Annotated in this window: 20 protein-coding genes; 16 read left to right on the top strand and 4 right to left on the bottom strand. The window is 69.2% G+C overall.

Annotated elements, in window-relative coordinates; translation table 11 throughout:
• Positions 1-218: 218 nt before the first annotated feature.
• Positions 219-1,196, bottom strand: coding sequence for a tRNA dihydrouridine synthase (locus RAN53_RS15190; protein WP_305797638.1), 978 nt, complete (start codon positions 1,194-1,196; stop codon positions 219-221).
• Positions 1,197-1,378: 182 nt separating this feature from the next.
• Here RAN53_RS15190 and RAN53_RS15185 point away from each other — a divergent pair, with 182 nt between their 5' ends.
• The 3 genes from RAN53_RS15185 to RAN53_RS15175 are packed head-to-tail and all read left to right on the top strand — an operon-like array spanning position 1,379 to position 4,837.
• Positions 1,379-1,633: an OadG family protein gene (locus RAN53_RS15185; protein ID WP_305797637.1), complete on the top strand. Its 255-nt coding sequence runs from the start codon at positions 1,379-1,381 to the stop codon at positions 1,631-1,633.
• 50 nt (positions 1,634-1,683) lie between these two features.
• Positions 1,684-3,504, top strand: coding sequence for a sodium-extruding oxaloacetate decarboxylase subunit alpha (gene oadA, locus RAN53_RS15180; protein WP_305797636.1), 1,821 nt, complete (start codon positions 1,684-1,686; stop codon positions 3,502-3,504).
• A gap of 10 nt (positions 3,505-3,514) precedes the next feature.
• Positions 3,515-4,837 carry a sodium ion-translocating decarboxylase subunit beta gene (locus RAN53_RS15175; protein WP_305797635.1) on the top strand — a complete coding sequence of 441 codons (1,323 nt, stop codon included), beginning with the start codon at positions 3,515-3,517 and terminating at the stop codon, positions 4,835-4,837.
• A gap of 93 nt (positions 4,838-4,930) precedes the next feature.
• Here RAN53_RS15175 and RAN53_RS15170 read toward each other — a convergent pair whose 3' ends face one another.
• Both RAN53_RS15170 and lexA read right to left on the bottom strand, forming a co-directional pair.
• The gene (locus RAN53_RS15170; protein WP_305797634.1) at positions 4,931-5,548 is read right to left on the bottom strand and encodes an IMPACT family protein; all 618 of its coding nucleotides are present in this window, start codon (positions 5,546-5,548) and stop codon (positions 4,931-4,933) included.
• A complete protein-coding gene (gene lexA, locus RAN53_RS15165; RefSeq protein ID WP_305797633.1) occupies positions 5,548-6,030 on the bottom strand; it encodes a transcriptional repressor LexA in 483 nt (160 codons plus the stop codon). Before lexA ends, RAN53_RS15170 begins: the two co-directional genes overlap by 1 nt.
• A 190-nt stretch (positions 6,031-6,220) precedes the next feature.
• Between lexA and ccmA the strand changes: the two genes are divergently transcribed.
• From ccmA to RAN53_RS15100, 13 genes are all read left to right on the top strand, one after another.
• Positions 6,221-6,865 carry a cytochrome c biogenesis heme-transporting ATPase CcmA gene (gene ccmA, locus RAN53_RS15160; RefSeq protein ID WP_305797632.1) on the top strand — a complete coding sequence of 215 codons (645 nt, stop codon included), beginning with the start codon at positions 6,221-6,223 and terminating at the stop codon, positions 6,863-6,865.
• Positions 6,852-7,592, top strand: a complete 741-nt coding sequence (ccmB, locus tag RAN53_RS15155) for a heme exporter protein CcmB (RefSeq protein WP_414842990.1) — start codon at positions 6,852-6,854, stop codon at positions 7,590-7,592. The genes ccmA and ccmB overlap by 14 nt, the downstream gene beginning before the upstream one ends.
• A 14-nt stretch (positions 7,593-7,606) precedes the next feature.
• Positions 7,607-8,347 (top strand): heme ABC transporter permease, encoded by a 741-nt coding sequence (locus RAN53_RS15150; RefSeq protein ID WP_305797631.1) that lies wholly within the window; start codon positions 7,607-7,609, stop codon positions 8,345-8,347.
• Complete coding sequence (gene ccmD / locus RAN53_RS15145) at positions 8,347-8,580, top strand: heme exporter protein CcmD (protein ID WP_305797630.1); 234 nt, start codon at positions 8,347-8,349, stop codon at positions 8,578-8,580. The genes RAN53_RS15150 and ccmD overlap by 1 nt, the downstream gene beginning before the upstream one ends.
• An 8-nt stretch (positions 8,581-8,588) precedes the next feature.
• The gene (gene ccmE, locus RAN53_RS15140) at positions 8,589-9,092 is read left to right on the top strand and encodes a cytochrome c maturation protein CcmE (protein ID WP_305797643.1); all 504 of its coding nucleotides are present in this window, start codon (positions 8,589-8,591) and stop codon (positions 9,090-9,092) included.
• Between the two features lie 26 nt (positions 9,093-9,118).
• Positions 9,119-11,113, top strand: coding sequence for a heme lyase CcmF/NrfE family subunit (locus RAN53_RS15135; protein WP_414842992.1), 1,995 nt, complete (start codon positions 9,119-9,121; stop codon positions 11,111-11,113).
• Positions 11,110-11,640, top strand: a complete 531-nt coding sequence (locus RAN53_RS15130; RefSeq protein WP_305797628.1) for a DsbE family thiol:disulfide interchange protein — start codon at positions 11,110-11,112, stop codon at positions 11,638-11,640. Before RAN53_RS15135 ends, RAN53_RS15130 begins: the two co-directional genes overlap by 4 nt.
• Positions 11,628-12,098: a cytochrome c-type biogenesis protein gene (locus RAN53_RS15125; RefSeq protein WP_305797627.1), complete on the top strand. Its 471-nt coding sequence runs from the start codon at positions 11,628-11,630 to the stop codon at positions 12,096-12,098. Before RAN53_RS15130 ends, RAN53_RS15125 begins: the two co-directional genes overlap by 13 nt.
• Positions 12,095-13,345, top strand: a complete 1,251-nt coding sequence (gene ccmI, locus RAN53_RS15120) for a c-type cytochrome biogenesis protein CcmI (protein ID WP_305797626.1) — start codon at positions 12,095-12,097, stop codon at positions 13,343-13,345. The genes RAN53_RS15125 and ccmI overlap by 4 nt, the downstream gene beginning before the upstream one ends.
• Positions 13,346-13,364: 19 nt before the next feature.
• The gene (smc, locus tag RAN53_RS15115) at positions 13,365-16,856 is read left to right on the top strand and encodes a chromosome segregation protein SMC (RefSeq protein ID WP_305797625.1); all 3,492 of its coding nucleotides are present in this window, start codon (positions 13,365-13,367) and stop codon (positions 16,854-16,856) included.
• Positions 16,857-17,081: 225 nt separating this feature from the next.
• Complete coding sequence (zipA, locus tag RAN53_RS15110; protein ID WP_305797624.1) at positions 17,082-18,662, top strand: cell division protein ZipA; 1,581 nt, start codon at positions 17,082-17,084, stop codon at positions 18,660-18,662.
• 134 nt (positions 18,663-18,796) lie between these two features.
• The gene (gene ligA / locus RAN53_RS15105; protein WP_305797623.1) at positions 18,797-20,863 is read left to right on the top strand and encodes an NAD-dependent DNA ligase LigA; all 2,067 of its coding nucleotides are present in this window, start codon (positions 18,797-18,799) and stop codon (positions 20,861-20,863) included.
• On the top strand, positions 20,860-21,132 hold the full coding sequence (locus tag RAN53_RS15100; RefSeq protein ID WP_305797622.1) for a YheU family protein: 273 nt from the start codon (positions 20,860-20,862) through the stop codon (positions 21,130-21,132). Before ligA ends, RAN53_RS15100 begins: the two co-directional genes overlap by 4 nt.
• A gap of 39 nt (positions 21,133-21,171) precedes the next feature.
• Here RAN53_RS15100 and mnmC read toward each other — a convergent pair whose 3' ends face one another.
• Positions 21,172-23,187 (bottom strand): bifunctional tRNA (5-methylaminomethyl-2-thiouridine)(34)-methyltransferase MnmD/FAD-dependent 5-carboxymethylaminomethyl-2-thiouridine(34) oxidoreductase MnmC, encoded by a 2,016-nt coding sequence (mnmC, locus tag RAN53_RS15095; protein WP_305797621.1) that lies wholly within the window; start codon positions 23,185-23,187, stop codon positions 21,172-21,174.
• Between the last annotated feature and the right edge of the window lie 18 nt (positions 23,188-23,205).

Raw genomic sequence — 23,205 nt, 5'->3', positions numbered from 1 at the left:
CGCCCGTAGCTCAGCTGGATAGAGTACCTGACTACGAATCAGGGGGTCGGAGGTTCGAATCCTCCCGGGCGCGCCAGATCTCGACCCGCCCTCCATGCGAGGGCGGGTCTTCTTTCATGGGACGTCCTGTCCACCCGGTTTCTGCTAGCCGGGGCGCTTCTCCGGGCGCCCCTGCGATCGTTTGAGGCGCCGTCGCCATTGCGACGTGCGCCTCTTTTTTATATCGCCGCCGCGCTTGCCGCCTGGTGGAGGTCGGGTGACGCCGGTGTGTCGGCCGCAAGGCCTGCCAGCAGGTCATCCAGCCCGGTGAGGCGCTTGAGGCGCTGGAAGCGTCGGGCCGCCTCGGCGTCTGCCAGGCGCATATGGTTGAGCCACTGCTTGACCAGGGAGGTGACGACGCGCTCGGGAAGCGCCCGGCGCTGCAGGGTAGCGAATTCCTCGAGGATCGCCGCCCGCGCCGCCCAGGGTGTGGGCGGCAGCCGCTCACCGGTCTGCTGCCAATGGCGGATGCGGGGCGCCAGCCAGGGGTCGGCCAGGGCGCCTCGGCCGAGCATCACGTGCCGGCAGCCGGAGAGGGTGCGTGCCTTCCAGTAGTCCTCGAGGGTCCAGATGTCGCCGTTGGCGATCACCGGGATGCTCAGGTCCCGCCGGATGCGGCCGATCCACTCCCAGTGGGCCGGCGGACGGTAGCCCTCTTCCCGGGTGCGGCCGTGCACCACCAGGTGTCGGGCGCCACCCGCCTGGGCGGCACGTCCGCAGGCCAGCGCCAGGCGCCGGTCGGCGAAGCCCAGGCGAATCTTGGCGGTCACCGGAATGTGGCGCCCTACCGCATCGTGCACGGCGGCGACCACGGCATGCACGCGTCGGGGGTCGCGCAGCAGCGAGGCCCCGCCGTCATGACGATTGACCAGCTTGGCCGGACAGCCGAAATTGAGGTCGACACCGGTGGCGCCGAGGCGCAGCGCCTGGGCGGCGTTGGCCGCCAGGGCCTCGGGGTCGGAGCCGAGCAGCTGCAGCTGGACCGGTACGCCGGCGGGGGTCGTCAGGCGGGCATGCTGCAGTTCGGGGCAGTGCTTATGGAAGACTCTTGGCGGCAGGCGGGCGTCCACCACGCGGACGAACTCGGTGACCGCCCAGTCGAAGCCCGGCCGGCGGGTCAGCAGGTCCCGGGTGTGGGCGTCGATGACGCCTTCCATGGGGGCCAGGCCGACCCTGCCCGGCCCATCTTGTAGTAAATTAACAACGCCGACTTCCACCACAACACCATTGCAATCTGATCAGAGTGTGGCAGGTTATAGCATCGAAATTTTTGCGCAAGCCGCCATGTCTCGCACCGTTGAGGCGCATGGAGGTACATGTTCAACAGGAGAGGCGCGCGATGCAGGACATGCAGCTGCTGGAAGAGGGACTCTCCCTCATGGCCCTGGGCATGGGCTTCGTTTTTGTTTTTCTTACCTTGCTAGTGATCGTCACCACCCTGATGTCCAAGGTCATCGGCCGCTTCTTCCCGGAGCCCGTGGCGCCTGCGGTCCCGGTCCGCGGCCGTGGTGCCGCCCCCCGGGGGCAGGACGATGACGTCATGGTGGCCATCACCGCCGCGGTGCACCGCTATCGTCGCCGCCACCACCGCTGATTCCCGCCTGCCTCCCTTCTCCCTACATCCACTACCTCAAGGTCACTCCCATGACTGACAACGCTCGCCCGCTGGGCATCACCGATGTCGTCCTGCGCGACGCCCACCAGTCGCTGTTCGCCACCCGCATGCGCCTCGATGACATGCTGCCCATCGCCGAGAAGCTCGACCGCGTCGGCTTCTGGTCGCTGGAGTCCTGGGGCGGGGCCACCTTCGACGCCTGTATCCGCTACCTCGGCGAGGATCCGTGGGAGCGGATACGGGCGTTGAAGGCGGCCATGCCCAACACCCCCCAGCAGATGCTGCTGCGCGGCCAGAACCTGCTCGGCTATCGCCACTACGCCGATGACGTGGTGGACAAGTTCGTCGAGCGGGCCAGGACCAACGGTGTCGACGTGTTCCGCGTCTTCGATGCCATGAACGATCCGCGCAACCTGGAGCGCGCCATCCAGGCCGTCCGCAAGGTCGAGGGTCACGCCCAGGGCACGCTCTCCTACACGGTGAGCCCGGTGCACACCCTGGACGGCTGGGTCGAGCTCGGCAAGACCATCGCCGCCATGGGCGCCGATTCGCTGTGCATCAAGGACATGGCCGGCCTGCTCAAGCCCTACGACGCCTATGAGCTGGTCTCCAAGCTCAAGAAGGCGGTGGATATCCCCATCCACATGCAGTGCCACGCCACCACCGGCATGTCCACCGCCACCGCCCTCAAGGCCGCCGAGGCGGGCATCGACAACGTCGATACCGCCATCTCCTCGATGTCCATGACCTATGGCCACAGCCCCACCGAGTCGGTGGTGGCGATCCTCCAGGGCACCGAGCGCGACACCGGCCTGGACCTCGAGCTGCTCGAGGAGATCGCCGCCTACTTCCGCGAGGTGCGCAAGAAGTATGCCGCCTTCGAGGGCTCGCTCAAGGGCATCGACTCGCGCATCCTGATCGCCCAGGTGCCGGGCGGCATGCTCACCAACATGGAAGGCCAGCTCAAGGAGCAGGGCGCCGGTGACAAGCTCGACGACGTGCTCAAGGAGATCCCCAGGGTACGCGAGGACCTGGGCTTCATTCCGCTGGTCACCCCCACCTCCCAGATCGTCGGCACCCAGGCGGTGATGAACGTGATGATGGGGGAGCGCTACAAGTCGATCTCCAAGGAGGTCCAGGCGCTGCTCAAGGGCGAGTACGGTGCCGCCCCGGCGCCGTTCAACAAGGAGCTGCAGGCGCGCGTGCTGGAGGGAGGCGAGCCGATCACCTGCCGCCCGGCCGACAACCTCAGCCCCGAGATGGACAAGCTGGCCGCCGAGCTCAAGGAGAAGGCCAAGGCCGACGGCATCCGCCTGGCCGAGGGCGAGCGCGAGATCGACGACGTGCTCACCTATGCGCTCTTCCCGCAGATCGGCCTGAAGTTCCTCAGCAACCGCGACAACCCCGACGCCTTCGAGCCGGCGCCCCAGGCCCCCGAGGCCGGCGCCAGCCTGCCCGCGAAAGCAGAGGCCAAGGCACCCGCGACCCAGGGCGGCGCCCCGGCCGGCCCCGAGACCTACACCGTCAAGGTCAACGGCAAGCAGTATGTGGTCGAGGTCGCCGAGGGCGGCGAGGTCGGTGCCGTCCAGGAGCAGGCCGCGGCCGCCCAGCCCGCCGCCGGCGCCCCTGCCGCCCCCAGCGGCGAGGCGATCACCGCACCCCTGGCCGGTAACATCTTCAAGGTCAACGTGCGCGAGGGGGACAGCGTCGAGGAGGGGGATGTGGTGATCATCCTCGAGGCGATGAAGATGGAGACCGAGGTGCGGGCCGCGAGCGCCGGTACCGTCTCTTCCGTCAAGGTCGGCGAGGGCGACAGCGTCGCCGTCGGTGACGTGCTGATCGAGCTCTAAGGGCCCCGACATGGAGAAACTACTGACACTCTGGCACGGCTCGGGGGTCTATAACCTGACGCCGGGGCAGGCCGTGATGATCCTGGTCGGCATGCTGCTGCTCTACCTGGCCATCGCCAAGAAGTTCGAGCCGCTGCTGCTGGTGCCCATCGGCTTCGGCGGCATCCTGGCCAACATCCCCGAGGCGGGCCTGGCGCTGTCGGCGCTGGACCAGGCCATCGAGGTGGCCAAGCCGGCGGTGCTGCAGCAACTTGCGACGGCGCTGGGCGTGACCCTCGACCCCCTGGCGAACGCCGAGGCGTGGCGTGAGGCGCTCAAGGGCGTGGCCCACGACGGCGCCGCGCCGGACGCGCTGCGCGCCGCGCGCGATATCGCGGTGGGCGTCGGCTATGGCGACGGCATGCTCTACAGCTTCTACAGGGTCGCCATCGCCTCCGGCATCGCCCCGCTGATCATCTTCATGGGCGTGGGTGCGATGACCGACTTCGGCCCGCTACTGGCCAATCCGCGCACCCTGTTCCTGGGCGCGGCGGCCCAGTTCGGCATCTTCGCCACCCTGTTCGGTGCGGTGGGGCTCTCCGCGCTGGGGGTGATGGACTTCTCGCTCAACCAGGCCGCCGCCATCGGCATCATCGGCGGCGCGGACGGCCCCACCTCGATCTATGTGTCGAGCGTGCTGGCACCCGAGCTGCTGGGGGCGATCGCCGTGGCCGCCTACGCCTACATGGCCCTGGTGCCGCTGATCCAGCCGCCGATCATGAAGCTGCTGACCACGCAGAAGGAGCGCGAGATCACCATGACCCAGCTGCGGCCGGTGTCGAAGCGCGAGAAGATCGTCTTCCCCATCGCCATCCTGCTGCTGGTGGCGTTCTTCCTGCCGGATGCGGCGCCGCTGCTGGGGATGTTCTGCTTCGGCAACCTGATGCGCGAGTGCGGGGTGGTGGAGCGCCTCTCCGACACGGCGCAGAACGCCCTGATCAACATCGTCACCATCATCCTGGGGCTCTCGGTGGGCTCCAAGCTGATGGCCGAGAGCTTCCTGGCCGTGGAGACCCTGGGGATCCTGGCGCTGGGCATCGTGGCCTTCGGTATCGGCACCTCTGCCGGCGTGCTGATGGCCAAGCTGATGAACATGATGAGCAAGATTCCGATCAATCCGCTGATCGGCTCGGCGGGCGTCTCGGCGGTGCCCATGGCGGCCCGGGTCTCCAACAAGGTGGGCCTGGAGGCCAACCCGCATAACTTCCTGCTGATGCACGCCATGGGGCCCAACGTGGCCGGGGTGATCGGCTCGGCGGTGGCCGCGGGGGTGATGATCAAGTACCTGGGATGAGCGCCGCGGCGAGTCTGCCACCAGTCCTGCACACGAGAGGCGCCCACGGGCGCCTCTCGTCGTGTTGGGGGTGTTGTGATGAAACTGTAGGGTTCAGGCCTCGAGTAGCTCGAGGTTGCCGCGCAGCCGCGACGCCAGTGCGCTCAGGTCGACCTCGACGTCGCTTGGCCAGCCGACGGTCAGCCGCACGCCGTCGGCGGCGTAATCGGCCTCCTGCACCGGGACATGGCGCTCGCCCAGCCAGGCACGGGCCTCGGCCTCGCCAGAGAAGTCGACCCGCAGGCGCAGCGGGGTGCGCTCGATGACCTCGCGCCGCGGGAGGGTCTCCAGCGCCTGGGAGACGGCCTGGGCGTAGGCGCGGGCCAGGCCGCCGGTGCCCAGCTTGGTGCCGCCGAAGTAGCGGGTCACCACGCAGCCCACCTGGCCGAGCCCCGAGCCCTCCAGGACCTGGAACATGGGGCGACCGGCGGTGCCGCCGGGCTCGCCGTCGTCGGAGAAGCCGATGGCGGACTGCTCGCCGGGCGGCCCGGCGATGAAGGCACTGCAGTGGTGGCTGGCCCCGGGGTGGCGCTCGCGTGCGGCCGCGAGCAGCGCTTCGAAGGCGGCCACCGCGGGGGCATGGCAGAGCCAGGCGATAAAGCGGCTGCGTTCGACGTCGATCTCGGTTTCCCGCCACTCTCCCGGCGGCAGGTCGGGTACCGGGTAGCGCATCAGGCGGCCAGCTCGCCCTGGCGCACCACGCCCATCACCATGCCCAGCACCTGGATGTCGCTGTTCTTGAGGAAGATGGGCGCCATCTGCTGGTTGGCGGGCTGCAGGCGTACGCCGGACTTCTCGATGTAGAGCTTCTTCAGGGTGACCTCCCGGTTGTTGATCATCACCACCGCGGTCTCGCCGTTCTCGGCGCTCTCGCACTGTTCGATGATGATCACATCCCCGTCGAAGATGTTGCAATCGATCATGGAGTCGCCACGCACGCGCAGGGCGTAGGTGTTGCGACGCACCATGCGTCGCGGGACGCGGATATGGCTGACGTTGGGGCAGGCCTCGATGGGCATTCCCGCCGAGACGCTGCCCAGCAGCGGAACCTCGATCATGTCCTGCGCATCGCCGGGCATGGGGCAGGGCGCCCAGGCCTCGGCGAGGCGCCGATTGGGGCGACGGATCATGAACCGCGTGGTGGCCTCGAGCATGGCGTATCTCCTGTTGAAACATACAGTGCCATGGAAGCATAGCAGGGGCGCCGGATCTGGCAAGGCGACCAATCGACGATGCGCTTGATACACGTCAACCGCGACCCCCTGACGCGGTGCACCTCTCTGGCAGGAGAAGGCCTTTCCGTGTAGAGTCTCGAGCCAAATTACCCCCATGCCGGAGTGTGCCTTGACCCTGCGCCTGCAAGCCCGGAAGCTGGCCTGTGAACGGGATGATCGGTGGCTGTTCGAGGATCTCGATCTGGATATCCGCGGTGGCGAGATCGTGCGCGTGGAGGGCCCCAACGGCAGCGGCAAGACCACCCTGCTCAAGATCCTCTCCGGCCAGCTCGCCGACTACCACGGCGAGCTGTTCTGGAACGAGCAGCCGATGCGCCAGGCTCGCCAGGCCTTCCTCGAGAACCTGCTCTACCTGGGTCACTCCCCGGGAGTGAAGGCGGCCCTGACGCCGCTGGAGAACCTGACCTGGTACCAGGCGCTGGCTGGTGAAGCCGTCCATGAGGCCCCGCGCCTGGCAGCGCTGGAGTCGGTGGGGCTGGCGGGCTTCGAGGACGTGCCGGCAGGGCAGCTCTCGGCCGGGCAGCAGCGCCGGGTGGCGTTGGCCCGCCTGGAGCTGACGCCGCGGCCGCTCTGGGTGCTCGACGAACCCTTTACCGCCATCGACCGCCACGGGGTCGCCGCGCTGGAGGATCGCCTGGTGGCCCATGCCCGTGCGGGGGGCTGTGTGCTGGTGACGACCCACCACGAACTCAAGGCGTCGGAAGAGCTGCGGCATATCCGTCTCGGCCGGGGAGGGCACGATGCCGAGCGTTGACACGCGCATGAGCGACAGCGGTGACCGCCAGGCCGCCGGGGAACCCCGCGGCGGCCTGGCGGTCGCAGTCTGGGCGACGCTGAAGCGCGACCTGACGCTGCTGATGCGTCGGCGCAGCGAGGTGCTCAATCCCCTGGTGTTCTTTGCCCTGGTGATCACCCTGTTTCCGATCGGCATCTCGCCGGACCCGAAGCTGCTGGCCACCATCGCCCCCGGGCTGCTGTGGGTGGCCGCGCTGCTGGCGGCGCTGCTCTCCCTGGACAGCCTGTTTCGCGGTGACTACGAGGACGGCTCCCTGGAGCAACTGCTGCTGACCCCGCAGCCACTGCCCATGCTGGGCCTCGCCAAGGTGGCGGTGCACTGGTTGCTGACCGGCCTGCCGCTGGCGCTGATGGCGCCGGTGCTGGGCATCATGCTGGCGCTGCCGGCGGGCAGCTACCTGATCCTGGCCTTCTCCCTGGCGCTGGGCACCGCCAGCCTGAGCCTGATCGGGGCCATCGGGGCGGCGCTCACCGTGGGGCTGTCACGCGGCGGGGTGCTGCTGTCGCTGCTGGTGCTGCCGCTCTATATCCCGGTGCTGATCTTCGGCGCCGGTGCGGTGCAGGCGGCGATCATGGGCGATGGTGCCGCGGCGCACCTGGCGATCCTGGGGGCCCTGCTGGCCCTGTCACTGATGCTGGCCCCCTGGGCGATCGCGGCGTCATTGCGCATCAGCATCAACGGTTGAGAGGTGGAAGAGGCATGTGGTCCTTCATTAACAAGTTGCGTTCCCCCAAGTGGTTCTACGCCATCAGCGAACGGCTGCTGCCGTGGTTCTGGGTGGCCGCGGCTGCGCTGATCCTGGTGGGCAGCGTCTGGGGGCTGGCCTTCGCCCCGGCGGACTATCAGCAGGGCAACAGCTTCCGCATCATCTACGTGCACGTGCCGGCGGCCTTCCTGGCCCAGTCGATCTTCGTCAGCATGGCGGTGTGTGGCCTGGTCTACATGGTCTGGAAGATCAAGGTGGCCGACATGGTCGCGGCGATGATGGCCCCGCTGGGGGCCGCCATGACCTTCATCTCGCTGTTCTCCGGGGCAGTGTGGGGCGTGCCCACCTGGGGCACCTGGTGGATGTGGGATGCGCGGCTGACCTCGATGCTGATCCTATTCTTTCTCTATCTGGGCGTGATCGCCCTGCGTGGCGCCTTCTCCAGCCGTGACAGCGCCTCCCGGGCCGCCTCCGTGCTGGCCATGGTCGGGGTGATCAATATCCCGATCATCAAGTACTCGGTGGACTGGTGGTACACCCTGCACCAGCCCGCCACCTTTACTGTTACCGGCCGTGTCGGCATGCCTATGGAGATGTGGGTCCCGCTGCTGATCATGGTGCTGGGGTTCTACAGCTTCTTCATTGCGGTGACCCTGATGCGCACCCGCAGCGAGATCCTGCGCCGCGAATCCAACAAGCGCTGGGTGCGTGACCTGGCCGGAGGGGAGCGCTGATGGCCTTCGACTCCTTCAACGAATTCATCGCCATGGGGGGGCATGCCCCCTATGTCTGGGCGGCCTGGGCGGCGACCGCCGCGTTGCTCGTCGCCATCGTCCTCCACGCCCGCGCCGAGCGCCGCCAGCTGCTGCGCAACCTGCAGCGTCGCGCCCGCCGCGAGCAGCGCCTGGGAGTCGATCAGGACGAGGCAACGAAAGTTTCACATCAATCGGGTGGTAATTCGTCATGACACTTAGCCTGACACCGAAGCGCAAGCAGAGGCTCTTCGTGATCCTGGGGCTCGTCGCCCTGGCCGCGATCGCCGTGGGGCTGACCCTCTACGCCCTGCGCAGTAACATCAACCTGTTCTTCAGCCCGGTACAGATCGCCGCCGGCGATGCCCCGATCGAGCGTCAGATCCGTGCCGGGGGCATGGTCAAGGAGGGCACCGTGGCCCGTGATCCGGAGAGCCTCGACGTGGCCTTCGTGGTCACCGACTATGTCGACGATCTCGAGGTGCGCTACAGCGGCATCCTCCCCGACCTGTTCCGCGAGGGGCAGGGCGTGGTGGTGGTGGGCGAGCTGCAGTCCGAGGGCTGGCTGCGGGCCGACCAGGTGCTGGCCCGCCACGACGAGAACTACATGCCCCCCGAGGTGGCCCAGGCCCTGGAGGAGGCCGGCTACGCGCCGGAGGACTATCAGGCCAAGGCCGCCGAGGTGGCTGAGCGGATGGAAGCCCAGCAGCAAGGCACCAGCCAGTAACGAGCGGAGACTCCATGCAGATCCTGATGATCCCCGAGATCGGCCACTACGCCCTGGTGATCGCCATGCTGATGGCCGCCGTGCAGGGCGTGTTGCCACTGGCCGGTGCGGCCACACGGCGCCCGCTGTGGATGGCCTACGCCCGGCCCATGGCGGCCGGGCAGCTGCTGTTCGTGGCCATCGCCTACGCCTGCCTGACGGCCAGCTACATGCTGGATGACTTCAGCGTGGCCAACGTGGCCAACAACTCCAACTCCATGCTGCCCTGGTACTACAAGCTCAGTGCCGTGTGGGGCAACCACGAGGGCTCGGTGCTGCTGTGGAGCCTGCTGCTGGCCGCCTGGGGCTACTTCGCCGCGCGCTTCTCCCGGGAGCTGCCCCGCGATATGGTGGCCCGGGTGCTGGGCGTGCTGGGGCTGGTCGGCATGGGCTTCCTGGCCTTCGTGCTGATCACCTCCAACCCCTTCGAGCGCCTGCTGCCCAATGTGCCGGGCGACGGTGCCGACCTCAACCCGCTGCTCCAGGACATCGGCCTGATCATGCACCCGCCGATGCTCTACATGGGCTACGTGGGCTTCTCGGTGGTGTTCGCCTTCGCCATCGCCGCCCTGCTGGGTGGTCGACTCGACGCCGCCTGGGCACGCTGGGCGCGCCCCTGGACCAACCTGGCCTGGGCCTTCCTCACCGTGGGCATCGCCCTGGGCAGCTGGTGGGCCTACTACGAGCTGGGCTGGGGGGGCTGGTGGTTCTGGGATCCCGTCGAGAACGCCTCGCTGCTGCCGTGGCTGACCGGCACGGCGCTGATGCACTCCCTGGCGGTGACCGAGAAGCGCGGTGCCTTCAAGAGCTGGACCCTGCTGCTGGCGATCTTCACCTTCTCGCTGTCGCTGCTGGGCACCTTCCTGGTGCGCTCCGGCGTGCTCACCTCGGTGCATGCCTTCGCCAACGACCCCTCCCGCGGCCAGTTCATCCTGATGCTGCTGGGCATTACCGTGGGCCTGTCGCTGCTGGTGTTCGCTCTGCGCGCGCCCAGGGTCGGCCATAAGGTCGGCTTCACCTGGCTGTCCCGCGATGCCCTGCTGCTGATCAACAACATCCTGCTGGTGATCATGACGATCACCGTGCTGATGGGCACCGTCTACCCGCTGCTGCTCGATGCCCTGGACCTGGGCAAGATCAGCGTTGGCCCTCCCTACTTCAACGCGCTCTTCGTGCCGCTGACGCTGCTTCTTGCCCTGTTCATGGGGCTCGGCCAGGTGTCGCGCTGGAAGCAGACACCGCTGAGGCTGCTGGTCAGCCGCTTGTGGCTGGCCGCCGTGGGGGCCGTGGTGCTGGGTGCGGTGCTGCCGCTGCTGTTCGCCGAGCGCTGGAGCCCGGCGGTGGCGCTGGGCCTGATCGCGGCGCTGTGGATCGTGCTGCCGATGCTGCGTGACCTGTTCGAGAAGACCCGTAGCGCCCGCTCCGTGGGCGCCGGACTCAAGAAGCTTTCGCTGGCCTACTGGGGCATGCAGCTCGGTCACCTGGGCGTGGCGGTGACCATCGTCGGCGTGGCGGTGGTCTCCAACTACAGCATCGAGCAGAACGTGCGCATGGCGCCGGGCGACAGCGTCGAGGTGGCGGGCTACACCTTCACCATGAACGAGCTCTCCCGTCGTCAGGGGGCCAACTTCCTGGCCGATCGGGCGAACATCTCGGTACAACACGGCGACAGCCGCCGCAGCTTCGCCATGAACCCCGAGAAGCGCCTCTACCTGGCGACGCGCATGCCGATGTCCCAGGTGGCGCTGCGTCCCGGCTTCCTGCGCGACCTCTACGTGGCCATGGGCGAGGACCTGGGTGACGGCAGCTGGGCGCTGCGGGTGCAGTACAAGCCCTTCGTGCGCTGGCTGTGGCTGGGTGGCCTGCTGATGGCCTTCGGCGGTGTGCTGGCGGTGGCCGACAAGCGCTACCGGCGCCTGGCCACCGCGCCTGACCCCGAGACCCGGGCGGCCCCCGCGACGGGGCGGGAGGCCAGCGCATGAATCGTCGGCTGATCCTGCTGCTGCCGCTGGTCCTCTTTTTGGTGCTGGCGGTGTTCTTCTACCAGGGGCTGTCGCTGAACCCCTTCCAGCGTGACTCGGCGCTGATGGCGGAGACCTTTCCCGCCTTCGAGCTGACGACCCTCGAGGATCCCTCCCGCACGGTCGATGAGTCCCTGCTTCAGGGGGACGTCACCCTGGTCAACGTCTGGGGCGAATGGTGTCCTACCTGCAAGCAGGAGATGCCGCAGTTGCTCGACCTCGCCGAGCGTGGCGTCCGCCTGGTGGGGGTCGACTACAAGGACACTCGGGAGAAGGGAATGGGCTTCCTCGAGGAGTTCGGCGACCCCTTCGAGGTCAATATCTTCGACCCCGACGGCGACCTGGGCTTCGATCTCGGCGTGTATGGCGCGCCGGAAACCTTCCTGGTCGACGCCGACGGGGTGATTCGCTATCACCATACCGGCTACATCAAGCCGCAGGATGTGACCGAAGTGATTCTCCCGGAGGTGGAAAAATGGCGCGATTGATACCAACCGCCTTGCTGCTGCTACTGCTGCTGCCGGGGTTGGCGTTGGCTGGCGGCATCGAGGTTCGCGAGTTCGATGGCCCGGTCATGGAGCGCCGCTATGATGACCTGACCTCGATCCTGCGCTGCCCCAAGTGCCAGAACCAGGCCATCGATGACTCCGACTCCCCCATCGCCGGCGACATGCGCGACCGCGTCTATGCGCTGCTCCAGGACGGGCGCTCGGACAAGGAGATCCTCGACTTCATGGTGGAGCGCTTCGGCGACTACGTGCTCTATAACCCGCGCCTCGAGGGTCGCACCTTCCTGCTGTGGGGGCTGCCCGCGGTACTGGGCCTGCTTGGCCTGGTGCTGGTGGGCCTGCTGGTGCGCGCCCGTCGCAATGCTTCCAACAGGGAGCTCTCCGCCGAGGAGCGTGCTCGCCTGGATGCCCTGATCAACCGCGAGAGAACCGAATGACCCTGCTGTGGATCGCCTTCGCCCTACTGCTGCTGCCGGCCCTGTGGCTGCTGGTGGCGCCGCTCAAGCGCGCCCGCGCGGTGCACGACGCCCAGCGCGATCATGAGACCAACGACCGTTCCGCGGGCCAGAACGTGGCCATCTACCAGCGCCGCCTGGCCTCCCTGGAGGCCGCCTTCGAGCGTGGCGATATCGATCAGGCCAGTTTCGAGGAGGACCGCCTGGCGCTCGAGCGCAGCCTGCTCGAGGACACCGAGCGTCTCCAGCGTGCCCCGCTCAAGCCCTCCGCCTCCGGGCGCCTGGCCGTGCCGCTGGTGATGCTGGCGCTGGTGGCGGCCAGCGTGCTCTGGTACCAGCACGAGGGTGCCGAGGGCGACCTGGCCCTGCTCGCCGTGCAGCAGGAGGTCATGACCCATCCGGAGGGATCGGCGCAGATGCTGGTGGAGCGCCTGGAAGCGCAGGCCGCCCGCCAGCCCGACAACCCCAACGTCTGGGGCATGCTGTTTCCCCTCTATCGTGACGGCGGCCAGGGGCGCGAGGCCATCGATGCCCTGGAGCGGCTGATCGAGCTCGAGGGCCGCCAGCCCGCGCTGCTGGCGCAGCTGGCCCAGATCGAGTTCTTCGTGGCCGGTCGCCGGCTGACCGACCGCGTGCAGTCGCTGGTCGACGAGACCCTGGAGAAGAACTCCAGCGAGCCCACGGTGCTCGGCCTGCTGGGCATCGAGGCCTTCGATCGCGGTGACTACCAGGCGGCCATCGCCAACTGGCGGCGAGCCATCGCCGGCATGAACGACCCCGCGTCCGGCGAGGCCCTGCGCGAGGGCATCCGTATCGCCCAGCAGCGCCTGGGCCAGGCGCCCGAGGGCGATGTGGCGGTGGAGGAGGCGCCCCAGGGGCCCGGTATCCGCGCCCGGGTCAGCCTGGACGAGGAGCTCGCCGGACGTCTCGACGACGCTACCGCGGTGTTCGTGGTCGCCCGGGACATGGCTGGCGAACTGCCGCCCCTGGCGGTGGCACGCCTGACCGTGGGCGACCTGCCCGTCGAGCTGGTGCTCGACGGCCGCCACGCCATGTCGCCCCAGGCCAGCCTCGCCCAGGTGGAACAGGCGCGCCTGGTGGTGCGGGCCTCGTCCAGCGGGCAGGCCCAGCCCCAGCCAGGCGACATGTACGGCCAGCGCGGCGGCGTGGCCGTGGGGGATACCGACGGCGAACCGGTCGAGGTCGTGATCGACAGCGTCGTCGAGTGAGCACAGTGGATACCCCGCGATGCGCCTGACCTCGATCCGCCTGGTAGGCTTCAAGTCCTTCGTCGACCCGGTGACGGTACCCTTCGACAGCAACATGACCGCCATCGTCGGGCCCAATGGCTGCGGCAAGTCCAATATCATCGACGCCGTGCGCTGGGTGATGGGGGAGTCGTCGGCCAAGACCCTGCGTGGCGAGTCCATGGCCGACGTCATCTTCAACGGCTCCACCGGGCGCAAGCCGGTGGGGCAGGCCGCCATCGAGCTGCGCTTCGACAACCGCGACGGTGCCATGGGTGGCCTGTATGCCCAGTACGCCGAGATCGCGGTCAAGCGCCAGGTCACCCGCGAGGGGCAGTCCAGCTATTTCTTCAACGGCCAGAAGTGCCGTCGCCGCGATATCGCCGACCTCTTCCTGGGCACCGGCCTGGGGCCCCGTTCCTACGCCATCATCGGCCAGGGCATGATCTCGCGGCTGATCGAGGCGCGCCCCGACGAGCTGCGTGCGACCCTCGAGGAGGCCGCGGGGATCTCCAAGTACAAGGAGCGGCGCCGCGAGACCGAGAACCGCATGCGCCGCACCCAGGAGAACCTGGAGCGCCTGGAGGACATTCGCGAGGAACTCGACAAGCAGCTCGAGCGACTGAGACGCCAGGCGGAGGCGGCGCGCCGCTATCAGCAGCTCAAGAACGATGAGCACCGCGTCAAGGGCGAGCTGGCCCTGCTGCGGGCCCGTGCGCTGCGTGCCAGCCAGGGCGAGGAGGAGAGCCGCGTTGCCGAGCTCGAGACCGCCGTGGAGCGCGAGGTGCTCGGCCTGCGCCAGTGCGAGACTCGCCTGGAGGAGGCCCGAGCCGACCATGACCGGCTGGCCGCCGAGCTCGACGGCGAGCAGTCGCGCTTCTTCGAGACCACCACCGCCATCGCCCGCCTGGAGCAGGACCTGGAGCATGGCCGTTCCCGCGATGCCCAGCTGGCCCGGGACCTCGAGGCGGCGCGCCGCGAGCTCGCCGACCTCGAGCGCCTCGGCGAGGACGACGGCGAGCGCCTGGTCGGCCTCGACGAGCGCCTGGCGACCCTGGTGCCCGAGCGTGAGGAGCTCGCCGAGCGCCTCGAGGAGCTGGAGGCCGCCCTGGAGGAGGCCGAGCCCGAGGCGGAAGAGGCCGATGCCGCCTGGGAGGCGTTCAGCGAACATTGGCGCGAGACCAGCCGTGAGGCCGAGCGCAGCCAGGACCGCCTGCGCGAGCTGGAGTCGCGCCTGGAGCGACTCGAGGTCGACCTCGCGCGCCGCCGCCAGCAGCAACAGGAGCTGCCCGACCTGCAGGCATTGACTGCCCAGCGCGACGAGCTCGCCGAACGGCTCGCCGACATCGAGCTCGAGCGCGAGGCGCTCGAGGATCGTCGCGATGCCCTGGCCCAGGCCCGAGAGGCGGCCCGGGAGGCGTCGCGAACCGCCGAGGCCGGGCGCGAGGTCGAGCGCCAGGCGCGCAGCGAACTGGCCGGTGAGCTGGCGTCGCTGGAGGCGCTGATCGAGGCGGGACTGGCCGACCACGATGAGGCCCTGGACGCCCATCTCGCCGAGCATGGGCTCGCCGAGGCCCCGCGTCTCGGCGAATGCCTCGCGGTGACCCCCGGCTGGGAGGAGGTCGTCTCCTGGGTGCTGGCCCCCTGGCTGCGTGCCCGGGTGGTGCCCCTCGACGGTCGCCTCGAGGCCCTGGCGGCCTCGCCGGGCGAGCTGGGATTGGTCGCGGCGAGCGAGGCCGCGGCGCCCCCCGATAGCCTGGCCGCCCGGGTGGCGGGCGCCGGTGCCGCCGGCCAGTGGCTGGCGGCGGTGCGCTGCGTGGAGAGTCGCGATGACGCCTGGTCGGGTCGCCATGAGCTGGCCCCCGGCGAGAGCCTGATCACCGCCGATGGCCTGTGGCTGGGCCATGGCTGGGCGCGCCGGCGTGGCAGCGGCGAGGGGCCGGATGCGCTGCTGGTCAGCCGGCGTCGCCAGGCCGAGGTGCGCGAACGGCTCGATGGCGTCGAGGCTCGCCTGGCAGGGCATGAGGCGAGCCTGGCTGCGGCCCAGGAGGCCACGGAGCGTGCCGACACGGACCTCGAGGTGTGCCGCCAGGCGGAGCGCGACCTCGATCGTCGCCATCAGCAGCTCGCCGTCCAGGACAGTGGCCTGGCCAGTCGGCTGGAGCATCTGCAGGGCCGCGCCACCGAACTGAGCGAGGAGCTCGCCGGCCTCGGCGAGTCCCGCGAGGAGGCGTGCCTGGCCATCGATGAGCTGCGTGAGCAGTGGCAGGCCGCCATGCTACGCCTGGAGGAGGGCGCCGAGCGCCGTGAGCGCCTGGAGAGGCAGCGTCAGGCGGCTCGCGAACGGCTCGCCAGCCTGCGCGGCCAGCAGCGCCCGCTGGCCGATCAGCTGCAGCGCCTGGCCCTCGAACAGGAGCGCCTGGCCGCCGAACGGGCCGGCCTCGCCGAACAGCAGGGGCGTGCGGGGGAGGCCCGTGAGCGTCTGCAGGGGCGCCTTGCGGAGCTGGAGGAGGAGCGCGAGCTGCTGCGCGAACCGGAGGAGGAGCGCCGCGAGCGACTCGAGGAGCTGCTCGATCGGCGCGAGCGCGAGGAGCGCAGCCTCAATGCGGTGCGTGCCCGGGCCGCCGAGCTGGTCGAGCGACTTCGCGAGGACGAACAGGCGCGCCAGGCCCACGAGCGAGCGCTGGAGGGTATCCGCGAGCGTCTGCAGGAGTCGCGCCTGCAGGTCCAGGCGCTGCGCCTCAAGGCCGAGGGGCAGGATGAACAGCTGGGTGAGCTGGGCCATGATGAACGCCAGCTGGCCGAGTCGCTGGATCCCGCTGCCACCGAATCCGCCTGGCAGACCCGCCTGGAGGAACTCGGCGAGCGCATCCGGCGCCTGGGGGCCATCAACCTGGCGGCCATCGAGGAGTATGACCAGCAGGCCGAGCGCCGCGACTATCTGGAGGCCCAGCATGCCGAGTTGAGCGAGGCGTTGGAGACCCTCGACCGGGCCATCCGGCGCATCGATCAGGAAACCCGCAGCCGATTCCGTGACACCTTCGAGCGAGTCAATACCGGACTGCAGACGCTTTTCCCGCGAGTCTTCGGCGGCGGAACCGCGTGGTTGACGCTGACCGGCGACGATTTGCTGGAGACCGGGGTGGCCATCATGGCGCGACCGCCGGGCAAGAAGAACAGCACCATTCATCTGCTGTCGGGGGGCGAAAAGGCACTGACTGCCCTGTCGCTGGTATTCGCCATCTTCCAGCTCAACCCGGCCCCCTTCTGCATGCTCGACGAGGTGGACGCTCCCCTGGATGATGCCAATGTGGGACGCTATGCCAGGCTGGTGAAGGAGATGTCCGAGAGCGTCCAGTTCATCTACATTACCCACAACAAGATCGCCATGGAGGCCGGCGAGAGGTTGATGGGGGTGACGATGCAGGAGCCGGGGGTATCACGCCTCGTGGCGGTGGATGTCGAGGAGGCCGCGGCCCTCGCCGAGGCCTGAACGCTTGAACGACAGCCCGAAAAGGGGTAACAAGGAAGCATCACATGTTGCATTGCATGGAAGCAGGGGGATCATCGAAGGGCGATTGCGAAGGGCAAGTTCGGCTTGGCGTGGAAAATCGCCGATGCTTGACAAACAAAAAAAGTGGCCCTTTTTTCGGCAATCGCGCTATGCTGGTGACGGACAACCATCTGGCATGGCGCCCTAGCGAAAGGCTGACGACCCATGGAACTTAGAGAGTGGCTGATCATCCTGGGGTTGGCGCTGGTGACACTCATCGTGGTGGATGGAGTGCGTCGCCTGCAGCGTCAACGTCGTATTCCCCGCCTCGATGAGGTGGCGGAAGACGCCCACGGCACCGACCCCGACGAAGAGGCCCGCAAGGCCGAACTCAACTGGGAACTGCCCAACGGAGGGGCGCGAGTCGTCAGGCCCGCCGATTACAGCCGTGTGCAACCCAAACCCAAGCTGCAGCGTCAGGAGCATCCCGGCCCGTCGCGTGTGCTGTCCAGCTGGCGGGCCTCTGCCCCCCGGCAGGACGCGCATGAGTCGCTGGCCGCCGAGCAGGCGGCGTCCCGAGTTGCCGATGCCGGTGCGGCGAATCCCGTGTCGTCGGCCGACCGGTCGGAGGCGGTGTCACGCGACAGCCGGCGAGCCACGGCTGAGCGCGAGTCTGTGCTCGAACCGCGCGCGGCAGCCGAGGCTGGCTACGCCGAGGTGCGGGGTGCCCGGCAGCATGACGATAGCCAGGCGGAAGCGCGTCGCGAGCCGACTCTTGCCGCCCTCGACGAGACCCCGCCACCCGCATCCGCTGAGCCGATGGCCGATACCGGCGCCGAGCCCCTGGCCGCCGATCCCCGGGATCACGAGGAGGCTGACGACGACGAGCGCTACCGCCTGGTCGATTTCGATGGCGTCGGTGACTCCCTGAAGAGCGGTTCGAAGCGCATGGGCGCCTCGGTGCATCGCTTCGGGGCCTCGCTGCAGAAGAGCCTGGCCGAGCGTCGAGAACAGAAGCGCCTGGAGAAGGCGCGTCGCGAGGAAGAGAAGGCGCGTCGGTTGGCCGAGGAGACGGAGCGCAAGCGTCAGGCTCAGGCCAGGGCCGAGGCGGAGTCTGCCCAGCTCGCCCGCGACGCCGAGCGTCGGCGCCTGGAGTCCGAAGCCGCGGCCGCCGAGGATGGCGACGATCCGCTCTTCGCGCCGCGCCGGCAGGCCGATGAGGCGAACGATGCCATGGCGGTCGCCGAGGAGGAGGCCGTCGAGGCATCCCGTCACAGCGACAAGGTACGGATTCATCCGGTGCTCGAGAAGGCACTGCGTCACGACGTGAGCGCGGAGCATGCCCGACTGACCCTCAGTCAGGCCGAGGAGATCATCGTCATCTCGGTCATGGCCCGGGATGACGACGGCTTCTCCGGCACCGCCCTGCTCGACCTGATGCTGGCCTGCGGCCTGCGCTATGATCGCGAGATGGGCGTCTTCCACCGCTTCGAGACCGAGGACCCCGAGAGCCGTCTGCAGTTCTCCATGGTCAACGGGGTCAAGCCCGGCACCTTCCCCATCGAGGCGATCGACGACTTCCGCACGCCGGGGATCACCCTGCTGATGCCGCTGCCGGGCGCCGAGGACTGCGGCGCCGCCTTCGAGGCGATGGTCGAGACCGCCATGGTCATCGTGCGGCACATGGGCGGCGAGCTGAAGGACGAGCACCAGAGCGTGATGACCGCCCAGACGGTCGAGTTCGCCCGGCAGCGCGTGCAGGAGTTCGTGCGCCGCAATCGCCTGCATCGCTATCAGGTGAATTAGCGGTAAGCTGTAAGCTTGACCCTTGAAGACAACCCCCGTGAGCTGGCCCCACGGGGGTTGTTGCTTTGGTAAGCTAGTCGATTATCTCGCCTCGCGCCTCGAGGCCCACGCGACAGACCGTGACACGGATTTCCATGACCCAGCCCGACTCGAAGTTCCGCGACGAGCTCGAGCGCCTGCGCGCCGAGCTAGACGATGCCAACTACCGCTACTACGTCCTCGACGATCCGGTCCTTACCGATGCCGACTACGATCGCCGCCTGCGGCGGCTCCAGGCGCTCGAGGCCGAGCATCCCGAATGGGTGACGGCGGATTCGCCGACCCAGCGCGTCGGCGCCCCCCCGGAGGCGGGCTTTCCCGAGGTCGAACATGCGGTGCCCATGCTGTCGCTGGACAACGCCTTCGACGAGGAGGAGCTCGAGGCCTTCGTCAGTCGCGTGGCCGAGCGCCTCGAGCGCGACGGGGAGGCGATCGCCTTCTGCTGCGAGCCCAAGCTCGATGGCGCCGCGGTATCGCTGGTCTACGAGGCGGGGGCGCTGGTCAGCGGCGCGACTCGCGGCGACGGCCGCACCGGGGAGGGCATCACCACCAACCTGCGAACCCTGCGCTCCGTGCCGCTCAAGCTGCGCGGCAGCAGCGTGCCCGCACTGCTCGAGGTGCGCGGGGAGGTGATCATGAATCACGCCGGCTTCGAGGCGATGAACGAGCGCGCCCGGGCCGTGGAGAGCAAGGTCTTCGCCAACCCGCGCAATGCCGCCGCCGGCAGCCTGCGCCAGCTCGATCCCCGGGTCACCGCTACCCGGCCCCTGGCGTTCAATGCCTATCAGGTGGCGCGCGTCGAGCCGGATCCGGGCGATGCCACCCACAGCGCCCTGATGGCCCACCTGGGCGACTTCGGCTTTCGCACCAGCGACGAGCTCGAGGTGGTAACCGGCGCGGCCGGCGTGATCGACTACTGTCGGCGTCTCGGCGAGAAGCGCGATTCACTCGGCTACGATATCGATGGCGTGGTGATCAAGGTCGACGACCTGCGCCTGCAGCGCGAGCTGGGCTTCGTGGCTCGCGCCCCGCGCTGGGCCATCGCCTTCAAGTTCCCCGCCCAAGAGGAGACTACCCGTCTTAACGACGTGGAGTTCCAGGTGGGCCGCACCGGTGCGATCACGCCGGTGGCGCGCCTGGAACCGGTCTCGGTGGCGGGGGTCACCGTCTCCAACGCCACCCTGCACAACGCCGACGAGATCGCGCGGCTCGGGGTGATGATCGGTGATGCCGTCGTCATCCGCCGTGCCGGTGATGTCATCCCCCAGGTGGCGCGGGTGATCGACGGGGAGCGACCCGCAGACGCGCGTGAGATCGTCTTCCCCGAGCGCTGCCCGGTGTGTGGCTCGCAGATCGAGCGCCTGGAGGGCGAAGTGGTGGCTCGCTGCTCGGGAGGCCTCTACTGCCCGGCCCAGCGCAAGGAGGCTCTCAAGCACTTCGCCTCGCGCCGGGCGCTGGATATCGATGGCCTCGGAGAGAAGCTGATCGATGCCCTGGTCGAGCGCGACTGGGTCTCCACCCCGGCGGATCTCTTTCGCCTGCAGGCCGAGCGACTGGCGACGCTTCCGCGCATGGGTCGCAAGTCCTCCGAGAACCTGGTGGCCTCGCTCGAGAAGGCCAGGCATACCACGCTTGCGCGCTTCATCTACGCCCTGGGGATTCGCGAGGTGGGGGAGGCCACCGCGGCCAACCTGGCGCGACACTTCGGCTCCCTGGAGGCGTTGATGGCGGCCGATATCGAAGCGCTCGAGGCGGTGGAGGACGTGGGGCCGGTGGTCGCCGCCCATGTCCACACCTTCTTCCGTCAGGCCCACAACCGCACGACCATCGACGACCTGATCGCCTGTGGGCTGCGCTGGCAGGAGGAAAGCATTGCCGAGCGGCCCCAGCCCCTGGCCGGCCAGACCTGGGTGCTCACCGGTACCCTGGAGAGCATGACCCGCGATCAGGGCAAGGCCCGCCTGCAGGCCCTGGGGGCCAAGGTGGCCGGCAGCGTATCGAAGAAGAGCGCCGGCCTGGTGGCCGGCGAGGCCGCCGGCAGCAAGCTCGACAAGGCCCTGCAGCTGGGGGTGCCGGTGCTGGACGAGGCGGCCTTCCTCGCGCGCCTGGGCGCCTGGGAATCCGGCGAGGGCAACGAACAGGAAGAGGAGGACGAGGGATGAGCGGCGATCGCTTTATCGAGGTGCCCCACCGCATGCTGCCGGGGGAGACCCTGGATGCCCTGCTCGAGGCCTTCGTCACCCGCCAGGGTTACGACACCACCGATACCGGGGAGGGCATGCCCGGCTGGGTGGCCGAGCTCAGGCGCCAGCTGGAGCGCAGCGAGCTGATCATCGCCCATGACCTGCGTACCGAGACCACCGAGGTGATGACCCTGGCCCAGTGGCGCGCCTTCGGGCGGGACCTGGCCGACGATGAGGAAGAGGGGTAGGCCCCCTCTACGAGCCGTTCCCGACGCCTCTCGCTGAGGCTACTTCCCCTGGATCAGGTCGCGAATCAGCCTTCGCCCCGGGTGCAGGTGATCGACCAGCGGCTGCTCCAGCGGCAGCGGCTCGTCGCAGATGCGTGAGGCCAGCAGCTCGGCGCATAGCGGGGCGCTGGCCAGGCCACGTGAGCCGTGGGCGGCGCTGATCCAGAGGCCCGCATGGTGGCGTCCGGGCGTCTCGGGGATGCGCGTCGCGCCCTTCGCCAGGTCGGCGAAGTCGTCCTGCCAGGCCTCGGCATCGGGCAACGGGCCGCAATAGGGCGACTTGTCGGGGCTGGCGGCGCGCACCGCGGCCCGCCCCGTCAACTGACTCGGCTCGAGCCGGGCGCCGGCATCTCTCAACGCGGCCACTAGGGCCGGCAGGGTAGCCTCGAGTTCGGCCAGGTTGGCGGCGTGGTCGGCCTCGCGAAGTCCGGTATCCGTCGCGTGTGGCGTGAAGGTGGCGCCGAAGGTGAGCTTGCCGTCCAGTGCCGGTGACACATAGCCCGTGGCGCAGATCACCCGTTCGAGCTTCGGCGCCCCCTCGGGCAGTGCCAGCCTGCTGACCTGCCCGCGTACCGGCTGCAGCGGGAGCCGCGAGGTCTGGGTGAAGCGGTTGGCCAGCGTCGCATTGGCGACCACCACCTGATCGGCCGAAAGGCACTCGCCGTCGGCCAGCGCCAGTGACCATCCCTGCTCGTCCGGCGTCATGGCGACCACCTCCGCGCGTCGAAGCCGGATGCCGGGTAGCGCGGCGAGACGCGCGCAGAGGGCCGCCGGCCGCACCCAGCCCGCCTGGGGATACGCCAGGCCGCCATGGTCGATGGCTATCCCGGCCAGCCGAGTGGTCTCGTCCGCCGTGACGCCCTGCACCACGCCCTCCGGCAGTGCGTGATGGGCCAGGAAGCGTGTCTGTCGCGCCTGCTCCTTCTCGCTTCTGGCCAGCTGCAGCACGCCGCAGGGCGACCAGAGTTCCCGGTCAGGGTCGAGGGTCTCGAGCCAGCGGCGGCTGTGCAGCAGGCCGGCTAGGTAGGTCCGGCTCTGGAGGTTGGTGTCGGCGGCGAGCTTGACGTAGAGCGCCCCCTGGGCGTTGCCGGAGCCGCCGCTGCCGGGCCCCTGGCGGTCGATCAGGGTAACGGCGATACCGCGCCGGGCCAGGGCGGCGGCGGCGCTGGCACCGGCGATACCGGCACCGATCACCGCCACATGGCGGGGCGGCCGGGCCGCGGGCGGCGTGAACCAGGGCGTCTGTCGCCGGCGGTCGTCGGTGGGCGGCGAGGCGATCTCACCCACCAGCATCTCGCGCTTGCGTCCGAAGCCCGGGGCCTTGCGCCAGCTGAAGCCGGCCGCCGCCAGGCCGCGCTTGACCACGCCGGCGCAGCTGAAGGTGGCGAGGGTGGCGCCGGGCCTGGAGCGGGCCGCCATCGCCGCGAACAGTTCGGGCCGCCACATCTCGAGGTTCTTCGCCGGCGCGAAGCCGTCCAGGAACCAGGCATCGACCCGGCCCTCGAGCAGCGCCAGGCGTTCGGCGGCGTCGCCCAGGTGCAGGTCCAGGGTGACCCGCGCGTCGAGCCACAGTCGATGTACGCCGGCCACCGGCTCGGGCCACTGCGCCACCAGCGGCTCGCCGCGCTCGGCCAGGTCGGGCCAGGCGGCCAGCGCCCGGGCCAGGTCCTCTCGGCCGAGCGGAAACTTCTCGGTCGAGACCAGGTGCAGCCGGGCCCCCGGTGCGGCATGGGCGTCGAAGCAGGCCCAGGCGCAGAGCATGTTGAGTCCGGTGCCGAAGCCGGTCTCGCCGACCACGAAGGGGCGCGGCTCCCGCCACTCCCTGAAGCGTTCCGCCAGGCGATTGCCGGCGACGAAGACATGCTCGGTCTCGGCGCGGCCGTCATGACGGGAGAAGTAGACGTCGTCGAAGGCGGGGGAGTGGGGGGCGGCCTCGCCGCTGGCATCGCTGCGCCAGTCGAGGCGGGCGGTTTCCAGGGCGGCGAGGGGCGGCAGGCCATCGGGGGCGGCGGTCAAGGGGGGCTCCGGGAGCGT

The sequence above is a fragment of the Halomonas sp. SSL-5 genome, from assembly GCF_030708455.1.
Lineage (GTDB): Bacteria > Pseudomonadota > Gammaproteobacteria > Pseudomonadales > Halomonadaceae > Halomonas.
The sequence above is the reverse complement of the archived record's forward strand: the minus strand, read 5'-3'. Positions and strand labels throughout refer to the sequence as shown.